This window comes from Dysgonomonas sp. 37-18 (genome assembly GCF_001899125.1).
Taxonomy (GTDB): Bacteria; Bacteroidota; Bacteroidia; order Bacteroidales; family Dysgonomonadaceae; genus Dysgonomonas.
This window is the reverse complement of record NZ_MKVC01000033.1, coordinates 1-12,462: the sequence shown is the minus strand read 5'-3', so window position 1 is coordinate 12,462 and position 12,462 is coordinate 1. Positions and strand designations below refer to the sequence as shown.

Genomic DNA, 12,462 nt, shown 5'->3' with positions numbered 1-12,462 from the left:
ACTATTTATTATGAACAAATTCTTAAAGAATCTTCTAACATTTTCCATGATCCTTTCTATAGGATTTTTCAGCGCTTGTTCAAATGATAACGAGGATGAGAAAGACGATAGAAATGCTGTTGTAATCAATAAAAAGAACGAAACAGCCTTACTCCTTTGCTCTTTCGGTAGTACTTACGAACAGCCTCAAGCTACTTATGATCAAATTATAAAAGATTATCAGGCAGCCTTTCCGAATACAGACATCTATATGTCATTTACATCTCGTACTATAATTTCTCGTGTGTATGCGCAGATTGGTAAAGCTTATTCTCAACCCGATCTATGGCTAAGCGCAATCGGTAAAGCAGGTTATAAAAATGTATATATACAATCACTACATATTATTCCAGGAGAAGAATACCTTAGCCTAATGAATACGGATGTGAAGAAAAACTTTATGATTCCTTTTCCTAACGTTAAAGTAGCTAAAAGTTCTTGCTTGCTCGAAACAGAGGAAGATGTCGATGCTGTTGCTCAAATCCTTTACAAATATTATAAAAACCGATTAGATGCAGGAGAGGTTGTTGCTTTGATGGGGCATGGTAATCCTGATACTGAATACACGCATGCAAATGAGAGGTATGCCCAACTTGAAACCGCATTGCAAAATTTGAGCGGAGAGAAAAATATCTTTGTAGGAACAGTAGATTGGGGATCTAAAATGTTTTCATACATACGTACTGAAATTGAGGCTTTTGCCACTAGAAAAGGTATAACCAAAGAAAACTATAAGAAGATTACAGTTAGCTTGGCTCCCCTGATGTCAATTGCCGGGGATCATGCCCAAAATGACTTGTTGGGAGGTCTGGAAGACGGTCAGAGTTGGGATAAGATTAATCCGGAAGAACCGGATCACGAAGCTGAGTATAGCTGGAAATTAAAATTAGAAAAACTTGGATTTACAATTGGTGCCGATGGAACTAACATAGACCCGAAACATTTCAATGTCGTTGGTTTGGGAGATCATAGTGCGATACGTACAATCTGGCTTGATCATATGAAACATGCTGTCAAAAATGCAACATCATGGAATGAGCATTTAGGCGAATAAGTATTATTGAATATTTTGACAGTATCCATAATATTGTGTCCCGTCCTTAATATAGGTTGACAGGATTTATGCTAGAATATCATATGAACCGATGAATTTTGATTCATCGGTTTTTTGTTTTAGGTGTCTAACGTTAGGGGTTTCCATATTTAAGTCTATTATTATAAATATCAATCAAAAAAGAAGGTAACTCAATTTTGAGAGACCTTCTTTTCCATTCATCAGAATAAATTTTAATAGATATAATCCTATATCATGGTTTGATCAATTTCCCAGCTTTAGCATCCGTATAAGTCGGATTGTAAGCATTATCAGTAACGATCCATCCTTTTTCTGATATGGAACTTAAGGCATTTTTTAAGCCAGAGAAATCAACTAATACCTTATTGTATCTAATAGTTACAGCTTTCAAGCTATTCAATGTAGCAAAAAAATCAAGATTAGTCAGCTTGTTATTTGTATAATATTCTCCCGAAAAATCAAGAGTCCCATTTATAGTTTTTAGCTTAGGAATATTAAATTCTTCAAACTCGCCCATATAATTGGCTGTTATTATTCTACAGTCGCCATTTATAGTTTCTAATGCGGGTAGAGAAAGTTTTCTCATAACAGGAGAACCAATTTCAAGAGAACCCATGCTTTTGATTTTTGGCAAGTCAAGTGCCAAAGTTTCTGACATAATAAAAATAGTGACTATACCTCCTGCTTCTATCAAATTAGGCATTTTAAAACCTTCAAAATTGTACATTGAAATACTGAGGTCTTTTTTTACTTTTGTAGTAGGGAAAGAATAATTTGGGTATTTATTACTGGAAAGAGAAAATTTAAGAGTCCCCAATTCGCTATAACCCTCTACTACTTTCGGAGCACAACCTTCGAAGCTTAATTCTCCATCAAAGACATTAGCTCCTTTTAAGGTGTATTCTGACATTATATTATTCAGAATTATAGATTTTTCTATATTCAGCCTCGTTAAATCAATCTCGCGTATAGAGGTTATATTCTGAGCATAAATACCAATTCTCTCTACATTTTTAAGATTAAATCCGGAGAAAGTCTTAAACGATACATCGTTAATAGAAACTCCTCCTACTCCCACACTGCTTAGAGAAGAAAAACCATCTAGATTATCTTCTACAGCAGCCATATAAGATATATCAAATTGTTTTCCGACTGATTTCAAACTTTTAAAACCTTTAGTATCTTTCAATTTATCCAGATTAGAAAGGGTAAATTTACCATCTACTGAGGATAGAGATTTAAATCCGTCGAAAGATGGAATCGACGGAAGATAGTTGAGATTAAAGTCGCCACCGATAGTAGCCAAAGAAGACACATTAAGATTGGTAAGCAGGTCGTTATTAGATATCTGAAAGTCTGATTTTATAGTTTTTAAATATGATAAATCTATTTTTTCTACTTTTTTTAAGCTACTCAATTCTAATTTGTAAATATTTTCCAAATTAGGCATAGATAAAGATTTTAGTTCTTGCCAATTTGATACCTTAAAAGAACCACCCACACTCTTCAATGATCCAATTTTAAACTCATCCAATACATTTGTACCCCATCCGCCATCTAAAGTAAAATCTTCTATGACAGTTTCTAGTTTTCCTAAATCAAGCATTTTCAAGACCTCTGCCTTGCTGATATATATACCTCTATCCACATGCTTTAATTCAGGTAATAGTATTTTTTGTAATCTTTTTGGCAAATCAATATTGATCCCCGTAACGATGTATTCTAATTGAGGTAAATTTATTTCCTCTAAAGTATTATTCAACTCTACAACTTTCAGAGAGCCAAGTTTTTTTAGATTTTTCAAATCATCCAGATTCTTCCCTGCATAAGTCGGATTGATCGTTAATCCAAACTTGATGCTTGTTAATTTAGAGAATGGAGCCAATGTATGTATTGAGTCTGAGCCACTAGCAGCACCGATAGTTATATTACCATTTATCTCTGTCAGCCCCATGTCTGCAAAAGCATTCACATCTTCCTGAGTAAGCAATGTTATATCGCCGTTGCGTGAAACGACACCACGCTCTAATTTATACTTATAGCTTCTTTCTGTTCCGTTGTATCCTTTAACGACGAATGTTTGCTCAGCTGTCCAATCTTTTATAGAAGAAGGATCGGGACTAATTGTTGCATTTTCACTAATTGTAATATTTACAGTAGCATTATTAAGCAATATATTTTCAGGAACTGTAACAACTATTTCATTGTTTATAGTCGATATTGACCCATTGAAAGAGATTCCATCTTTTTCCAACCGAAAAGATGTTATATAATTATCACCTCCATTGAAGTCTCTGTCGTCGCTACATCCGGCTGTCACCAAAGCGAATAGGAGTAATATAAATATTAGATTATTTATTTTCATTGTTTTTTTGTTTATAATTCTAAAACTAAGTTTAAAGAACACTTACTTAAATATTCCATCTTATAGTTTATAGTTTTGTCCAAGCACCAGATTTAAGTTGGTCGTATGTTGGATTGTAGCCATTTCTCTCGACAATCCATTGTCCTGCAGTAAGTGCAGATAGTGCATTCTTCAAGCCAGCATATGAGACTAAAGCTGCTTGAGCTTTAATTTCTATACCACTTACTTTTTTCAATGCTGAGAAACCATTCAAATCTGTTAGCTCCTCGTTTACCTTACTAGCATCATCCTTGTATGGCACCAGACTCATCTTTCCTTCTATACTAGTTAATTTAGGAAATAGCAGATATCTCAGATGGCAGCTAGGACTCCATGATGAAGTAGACATGTAGCCTGTGCCAATGGTGAAGTCTCTTCCTACTGATTCTAACTTAGGAACATTCAATGTTCGGACAGACCTTGAATCGATGGTTACGTTAAAATTTCCTCCAACATTTTTAAGATCCGATATGTTAATCTGAATTACAGAAGGGTCTACAATATTATTCAGGTGATTTATGGTGAAGTTTCCTCCAACTTCTTCCAGATCTGATATAGAAAAATCCTGTAAATTATTATTAGGAATAGTAAGTCCTTTCTTTATTTTTTTTATTCCTTTTATATTTAATACATCTATATTAGAAATATAAGATCCGAGGCTCAGAGAATCTACTTCGGAAAATCCTTGTAGCTTTGGGAATTTAAGAGTGTAAGATTTAGCATTATCCGGCAGAATACTTAATGTTCCGTTAAATACATCATCTCCGATAATTTCAACACCATCAACAGCCGAAGCCATTACTGCCAATTCCTTTATATTCATACCTTTGATGTTTATTTTGGTAAGAGGTGCAGAAAGATAGTTGTAGATTGATAATCTATTAATCTTTTTTATCGAAGAAGGAAATATTAAGTCTTTCATAGCTAGATCTAGCATATAAAGTTCTCCTTCAACCGTTTCCAATGATTCAAAACCTTTAGCCAGTCCATTTATTTTGGCATAATTAAGACTTAGTTTTCCTTTTACTCGCTTTAGTTTAGGAAGATTAACCGTCGTAATCTGTTTTCCTTCTACAATCATATCGTTAACCTCCTCCAACTCCGGCAGGCTAAATTCGCTCAGTTTACTAGTAGCTGAAGTAGTTAATTTACCTGTTATAATCTGCAACTTAGGCGCATTTATATATATCAATTTTTCTAATGGGTAAAGATTCAAATCAGCAATGGTCTTCAATTCTGAAAAATCCACTTTTTTTACATTTTCCAGACGAGAAAGTTCGATGCTTCCTACTTCTTTCAAATACGGTAATATAACCGAAGGCATCAATGCTTTTACATTGGAAAAAGTATTTGTTAACCGGAATGTTTCTCCCACTCTTTCCAAACTAGGAAGAATTACCTGCCCCATCCCCGAGTTAATAACAAAAGACTTAGACACATTCTTTAGCTTAGGAAAACTAATGGTTATTAATGAATCGTTTTTCAAAGCTACTCCTCCTGCCATTTCTAAAGCAGGGAATAAAACGCTTTGCACTCTTGGAGAAGATTCTATTTGAATAAGATCTCCTACTTTAGTCAGATTTTCTAAGCCTTCAAAATTAGTCATATCGACAGTAGGATAAACAATTAGAGAATAGCCTATCTGTGTAAGACCAGCCAACGGACTTAATGATTTGATGGAATCTTTACCTGAGATTTGCCCCAGAATCAGATTTCCGGCAATCGAAGTAATGCCTTTCTGTCCAAAAGCATCTACATCGGCCTGAGTAGCGAGTATAATAGTACCGGCTTGTTCCTGCTCAGTTCTGTTTACAGTATATTTATACTGAGAACGAGTACCATTGTAAGAAGTTACAGCAAATACTATATCTTCTTCCCAGTTGGTTATCTCCTCGGGATTAGGAAATATTTTAGCATTCTCACTGAGTTTTACAGTAGCCTTAGCTCGCTCTAGAGACTGACTGGAAGAAGCATTAATGGTAATCTTATTACCTTCAATTAATCCATTCAATTCTGTTTCATTCTCTAGTCTCAGAGAGAAAGAAGTTATATAATTGTCTTTTCCTTCAAATTCTTTGTTGTCGTCACTACAAGCAGGTAATAAAATGACAGACAATATCAGCAGACAGATATAATGGTATATTCTTTTCATTATCTAATTAGTCTTTTAGTTATTAAAATTCAGATCAACAGGATTACCCGGCTCAGTTGATACTTCACCAACTAAAGAGCCTTTACCTACAGAAGCCGTATGTACTTTTACAAAATCTATATGAGTGAGGTTAGCAGGACTTCCATCAGCATGAATAGCATCTTCTATCCAAAACTCCCCAATGGGTCTCGTTGGGTCTGTATTGTGATTGTCCACATACCCCCATCCTAAGTCTCTGGACGATTCATAACCTGTACCTTCGGCAATATAGAATGTCGGTGGCACACGTGTACCAGTCAAGGTATAAGCACTTTCTTTTATAAACATTGGGAAGAAATAGTCTTGAGAGTGATATCCATTAATATCTACCGAACCTGTATTTCCAAAATTGTCTGTCCACATTACATCAGTTCTTTTTTCTGTAGGTTTGTAATAAGTAACAGCATAGCGTTGTATGTTGTCTTTCTTTCCATACTCACTGCCTTTCAGTTCGTACCATGTATCATCGGGTAATCCGTTGCCATTCGAATCTTGCATAACCCAAACTACTCCCGGTTCACTCCAACCTGCAAAAGAATTACCATTGATGCTCAAGTCAGCTTTATTTGCCACATTTTTCACACTATGATCGAATCCTATTACAAAATAACCTCCGTAAGCCCCTATATGAAACATATTAGAATTAGCATCTACGGATGTTTGGAATTTTTGTAACACCTGAGTTATTGTTTGATATGGAGATTGGAAATCAATAAACTGTCCCGGAGCTGGAATGTAATTGAAAGCTTTAGTAGCAACAGCTTTACTGTTTGTCTGTATTGCTCTGAAATAAGTACTTTCAGGCTCTGTACAAGTAACCTCTACTTGCGCCTTTACCGATGTTCCTGTTTCTGTTACTTCTATCAAATAAGCTTTCTTCTCGGTAGGTGTAAATTTTAAAAACTCGGTAGTCGAACTTTGTGCAACTCCATCAACAGTCCACTTAAAGCCGGCAGGTTTATCTATATGGCAAATAACAGGAGCTAACACCAAAGTTCTGCCAAGAGGGACTGTCATCTTGCGTAGATTATTTTTATTGGTTATGGTTCGGTATAGACCATCATCGAAATAAAGTTCAGCTTCGGGTACAGGTAATACGACTACTGTTAGGGCTTTGATGTCAACACCCTCTTCGGTAGTTACTTTAACAGTCAAGGCAAATGAACCTAAATTTTCTTCTACAAAAGAGTACACTTGTTCTTCCGATACTATTTCACCATTTTTTCTCCATACATATTCTGCGTTTTCTGCATAGTTGGCTGTTGCTTTCAGCTCTATTGGTTGCCCCACATATGCAATATAGCTGGAGACCATTTCTATTTCGGGTGATATTTTATCTGCTACAGTAACTTTAATCTGCGACTCTTTATATCCAATTTCATCGTCAACCCTAAATATGATAAAATATTCGCCAACGCTATAGTCACTGAAATTTAACTGTAAATCATTCGAAATAATTTTCCCATTCAATTTCCACGAATAAATAGGGTTGGTTGCATTGGTTACTTGCGGTACAATCTCTAATGTTTTCCCTTTTCTAACTTTATACTCATTTTGTGAGAATGTAATAGTTATATCGTTTTGAACTATATCATCATCACCAGAACATGATGAGAGGTAATAACCACTCAATAGTAAAAAAAGAAATAAAATTTTATTTTTCATCATTTACTTTTTTATTAATCTAAAATTAAACTTTTCAACCTATGTTTTGTAAACACAATATGAGCCGGAATCTCTCCTGTAACCACAGACCATTTTCGGTTACCCATTTTGTCAAAGCAGAACAACGTTCCCGGACTAATATAATCTTTAGCGTCAGTCACATATATGTCTTTGGTTTCAGGATGAATAGCTAAACCATACGGAATTACGATTTGCTTTTCAGTTCCATCTTTAATGAAGTTCCGAGATACAACTGTTTGGCTTTTGGTATTTACAATAGCATAAGTAATTGTGTTTTTTTGAGTTATATGACTCCATTCTACACTATACATATAAATAGAATCGCCCATCGCGGTCATATTAGAGCATGGTAAGTTTAAAGTTTTGCTTACCATATCGTTTTTCCCGATGATATATGTATTTGATGCCGTAGATTTATAATCGCCTCGCGAGCTTACATAGATATTATTATCACTATCCAATTCCAACCGATGTAAATTAATCCCTACTGTTATCTTCTTTATTTCTTCGAACTTACCTAAATCAATAACAGACACTGTATTATCGTAATTCGGAACTCGGTAACCTCCCGAGTTAGCGACATACAATTTATTATCTCTTATCACCATTTCTTCGGGTTGATAGCCTACAGAAACCCGTCCAACTTCCTTAAAGTTGGTAGTGTCTATCTTTACGATACAACCTAGTGGGGTATCCGGTTCTATCTTAACAGGTCCATTGTAAGAACTTATATACGCATAACCTTTGTCGAAAACGATGTAACGGCAGTTGGGTATAGTGAGAGAACCTATATGGCATGCAGTATTTACATCCAACACCTCCACATAACCTGAAACATTGATTACGGCATATAGTTTATTCCCATAAATCTGGATATCGTTACCTACATCTCCCAGTTCATGGGCAATGTTAGGATTTAGATAAGGATAAATATTTTGACAATATTTACCGGTTTTACGATCGAAGTAATCAATGGAAGATTTATTACTTCCCATATTGGCTTCATTCAACAGATAAAATCCTTTTATATTACCTTCTTCTCCTTCTACAACAGTTGTTTCATCAACAGGAGCTACCGGTGTTATTGTGGGAGGAATCAGTTCCTCATCATCTCCTCTACATGAATAGAGAAGAGTTAATCCTACAATTAGAATTAGAAATCCTAATTTGAATAATCTTCTTTTCATAATTTTCTTAAATAGTTATATTGAGTATAAATTTGAAATTTGTTCCTGGCATAGGGTAATTCAAGACTACATCGTAAGCCTGATTAAATAGATTATTAATTTCCATGGTAGCTTTGTATTTATTTTTCCTCCACACAAAAGACTTACCGATAGCCATATCGTGAGTGTACCAAGGCTCAAGTCTATTACGGGGAATATTGGCACTACCTGTATACCTAGTAGCTGTATAAATAAAACTGTATGATAAATTCCATGATTTATAATTGACGCCTAATATGGCCGATGCACTGTGGGTCGGAATATATGCTATTTGTCCTTTATAGGTAATGGTATCACTCTCTACTACCATCGGAGTATAGTCCTGTGCTTTTTGGTAAGTATAATTTATCCGAGTATCTAAAGTTAGATCTTTTCCTATCTTGTTAGTAGATGTTAAAGCAACATCTACTCCTTTTATCTTTACAAGACCAATATTTTTCATTGTCCAACGAAAATTTACACCGCCCGGGATAGCTAATAATTTGTCTGTAACTTCGTTGTAATAGGCATCGACTTGTCCTTCTAGAAAAAATGATGAATTTATATTTTTTGAATATACGAACCCTAAATTATATTGTTTGGTAAATTCGGGTTTGAGGTAAGAAGACAATGTCCCCATATATGCCATATGCATCTCGGTGAAGGTCGGCATTCGAAATATATTTTTATAAAAGGCTCTTAAAAATAGGTTCTCTCTACTCCATGGTTGCCATGAGGCCATCAAGGTGGGTGTGATTTTATCCCAATCACGTTGAATGTCTTTTTTATCTTCTTTGGTAGATTCATGGACAAAAGTACCGAGTAAACTACCCTGTATTTTTACTCTATCTAGATCGAGAGAAGTCGCTACAGCTACCCAAGTAGAATAACGTTGCGGATAGATAAATTCCACCAAATTGGCATTCATTTTATTCCACTGAAAGTCGGCAGAAATGTTGGCTGTCCACGAAGGAAGGATATTAAATAGATTGGCTGAAGAAATATAAACATCATGGAGCATATATTTATTTTTCAACTTTTGAATTAAAGTATCAGATTCATAATACAAATAATCGTACGCATATTTCCCTGATATCTTTATTGCATAAACGTCTGAAAATCTCTTATTCAAAGCTGATTGAACAAAGAAATTCCGATCCTTTTGTCTATCTTCGTGCTTAAATCTTCCGGGTTCTTCTTTCACAATCGCTCCAGGGTATCCCCGTTCTGAAGTATAGAAATAAATACGACTTTTCCAATCACCTCCTTTTAACTTTCCGAAGAAGGCTTGCTCAATTCTAAATATCTGAATGTCTCCATTCTTTCGAACAGCGGTAGTATCGTATCCCCCTCTATTGTCAACAGTATTTTGAACTTTGTATCGAAACTTATATTTACCTGTCGAGTTAGTGTAATCAATATTAAACGATGAATTTAATTTCTCAGATAGCTTTTGTTCCCAATACAAAGAAGGATTAATCAGTCCGAATGCTCCTGTTTTGAAAGTAAATTTCAGATTATATTTTTTGTTGCATCCAAACTGAGGAGTTTTAGCTTCTATGTAGATAGAACTTGCAGAACTGTAATCTTTTGCCGGCTGAAAAATGGAGCTTTTTTGTCCGTTATGTAAAGAGATAGCTTGAATATTATCAAGTGAATATCGTCCAAGGTCTACAACTCCATTCTGAGGATTCGCTATTTCAATCCCATCATAGAATACACCTACATGCTGGCTACCCATACTACGTACATTTATAGTCTTAAGACCACCAATACCACCATAGTCTTTCAATTGTACACCCGAAAAATAACGCAAAGCATCAGCTACAGAATGGGCACTTAAATTTTGTAATAATTCTCCCGATAGTACTTGTACAGGGATAACATCTACTCTAGTTTTACGAGCCGAGACTACTATCTCATTTAGATGTTGTATACTATCTAGTTTACTTTGCGCGAAGCCCGTTATGGAACAACAGTATATAAAAGAAAACATTAACCCAACTCGGTTAAACCCACGTAATGACGACATCTAAGCCACCTGATTAAAGGATTATCAAATAACTTAACAGGAAAATATAAACGATTAAATTAAAAAGAGCAACCATAATGATGATGGTCAGAATTCTGCTTTTCATCTTCTTCAGCTTTATTTCCCGAAAGCCTTAAATTATAATAATCTTGGCAGGTCTTCTGACTTACTCCATCTTTGAATCGTCCTTCCCATTCATTGTTGAACAGTGGCTTGAGTATTGTTCAAAGATTTTAGTAGAGCTTACAGCAGCGGGTCTGTTCAGGATTTACACCTGATTCCCTTTTCATCACTTTTCCGTAAGTTATTGGAATTATGACACCAAAATCGAAAACAAAGGTATCTTTAAATATTTAAAAAAGAAAACTTATTATAAAGATTATTAAAACAAGGAGAGCTTTTGTTCCACTCTTAGCTTTTTGAGGGTTGTTTCAGCTTTTTAGTTTGTATGAACATAAAATGTAATTATTTTCGACTATTTTTTCTGATAGGGTATAACAATTATTTAATCCTATGAAAATATAATTATTATGAATTATATGATCAAAATAGTTTTTCTCTATCGAGTTTAGGCTAAATAACGTTCAAAGAAAAATATTGCGATACATAAAAAATATTAGGCAAAATCGATTGTTTAAAAAATGTATACTATAGATTTAACTTATTATATTCTGCGAAACTAGACACTTTAGGATATTTCAACGTGTCATTTAAAACCTTGTTTATAGTCGGATAAATCTTTGTCTTTTTATATTAGTCTGCTGCCTCCAACTTTACAACCAACCTGATTATAATATTGAGTTAATACTGAAGATATGAACTGAAAGTTATCGAGCGAAATCAATATGCTTGGTTATTCCTTGACTGTAATAATCTGTCAAGATTAATTACCCCCAATTATTTAGGAACGGTACAAAAGAAAAATATACATATTATAATTATAAAATAATACTTTCTCATATAGATAAGCATGTTTTATTTGTTCCAAGATTACCACAAATATATTATCACTTCCTTCTTTTTGATTTAACAAAGAACGAGTATCACTTAAATATAGGATCTACTCTATAATTTGAACCAAATATTTGTTTGGAAAATATGATAATTAATAATCTTTGTATGTTTAAAATTGTAAAATATTATTCATATGAAAAAAAAGAAAATTCCTGCAAAAAAGGAGTCTGTGTTATTTGTTTTTCGAGAAATCGTCGAAAACAATAAAGAAGGCGGTCGATATCATACGGTTGCTAACTATGTAAGTTTTGTAAATAAATTAAGTGTTTATCTTGGGGAACAAAGCGAATCCTTTACTTTGCAAGAGTTAAACAAGGAGTGGGTTGAATCATATATTGAATGGCTACATGAAAAACACCCAGATAAACCTCAAACTGTCGATTTCTATTTTAGAGGTCTTCGTGCATTATTTAATACAACAATGAAAATAAAGGAATATTCAAATCTTAATATAGCAAGCCCCTTTATTGGAGTATATGTAAAAAAAGGAACAACTTCTAAAAGGGCACTTTCTGTAAAAATGTTGTCTAAACTGCTAAATCCAGAATTAAATTCATCCTTATCCGTTAGTCAAAAAGAATCTTTAGATATATTGTTAGTTAGTCTATATTGTAGAGGTATGGTTTTTCATGACATATATAACCTCAGGTGGGATATGATTAATAATTTCTGGCAAATTGAATATTGCCGAAATAAAACCGGACAATCGATTCGTCTGACTGTACCGGCTCTTCCCTAAAAGTTGTGGACTAGGCATAAATATTCGTTAATCTAAATAAAAAATAGGGTATATGCTTTACTCCTCTGAGCGTAGCT

7 protein-coding genes and 1 riboswitch are annotated in these 12,462 nt (G+C 34.3%); of the genes, 2 read left to right on the top strand and 5 right to left on the bottom strand.

Going from position 1 to position 12,462, the window contains the following annotated elements:
- The first annotated feature begins 10 nt into the window (after window positions 1-10).
- Window positions 11-1,093, top strand: a complete 1,083-nt coding sequence (locus BGO84_RS13090) for a sirohydrochlorin cobaltochelatase (protein ID WP_291029787.1) — start codon at window positions 11-13, stop codon at window positions 1,091-1,093.
- 253 nt (window positions 1,094-1,346) lie between these two features.
- Here BGO84_RS13090 and BGO84_RS13085 read toward each other — a convergent pair whose 3' ends face one another.
- From BGO84_RS13085 to BGO84_RS13065, 5 genes are all read right to left on the bottom strand, one after another.
- Complete coding sequence (locus BGO84_RS13085; RefSeq protein ID WP_291029785.1) at window positions 1,347-3,479, bottom strand: hypothetical protein; 2,133 nt, start codon at window positions 3,477-3,479, stop codon at window positions 1,347-1,349.
- 67 nt (window positions 3,480-3,546) lie between these two features.
- Entirely contained in the window at window positions 3,547-5,670 is a 2,124-nt protein-coding gene (locus BGO84_RS13080) for a hypothetical protein (RefSeq protein ID WP_291029783.1), read from the bottom strand.
- 15 nt (window positions 5,671-5,685) lie between these two features.
- Entirely contained in the window at window positions 5,686-7,377 is a 1,692-nt protein-coding gene (locus BGO84_RS13075; RefSeq protein ID WP_291029781.1) for a PKD-like domain-containing protein, read from the bottom strand.
- Between the two features lie 11 nt (window positions 7,378-7,388).
- Window positions 7,389-8,582 carry a DUF5074 domain-containing protein gene (locus BGO84_RS13070; protein WP_291029780.1) on the bottom strand — a complete coding sequence of 398 codons (1,194 nt, stop codon included), beginning with the start codon at window positions 8,580-8,582 and terminating at the stop codon, window positions 7,389-7,391.
- A gap of 7 nt (window positions 8,583-8,589) precedes the next feature.
- Entirely contained in the window at window positions 8,590-10,632 is a 2,043-nt protein-coding gene (locus BGO84_RS13065) for a TonB-dependent receptor plug domain-containing protein (RefSeq protein WP_291029778.1), read from the bottom strand.
- A 133-nt stretch (window positions 10,633-10,765) separates the two neighbouring features.
- A riboswitch (cobalamin riboswitch) is annotated at window positions 10,766-10,973 on the bottom strand.
- Between the two features lie 806 nt (window positions 10,974-11,779).
- On the opposite strand from BGO84_RS13065, the gene BGO84_RS13060 reads away from it, so the two are divergent.
- Window positions 11,780-12,385 carry a phage integrase SAM-like domain-containing protein gene (locus BGO84_RS13060; RefSeq protein WP_291029776.1) on the top strand — a complete coding sequence of 202 codons (606 nt, stop codon included), beginning with the start codon at window positions 11,780-11,782 and terminating at the stop codon, window positions 12,383-12,385.
- The last annotated feature ends 77 nt before the right edge of the window (window positions 12,386-12,462 follow it).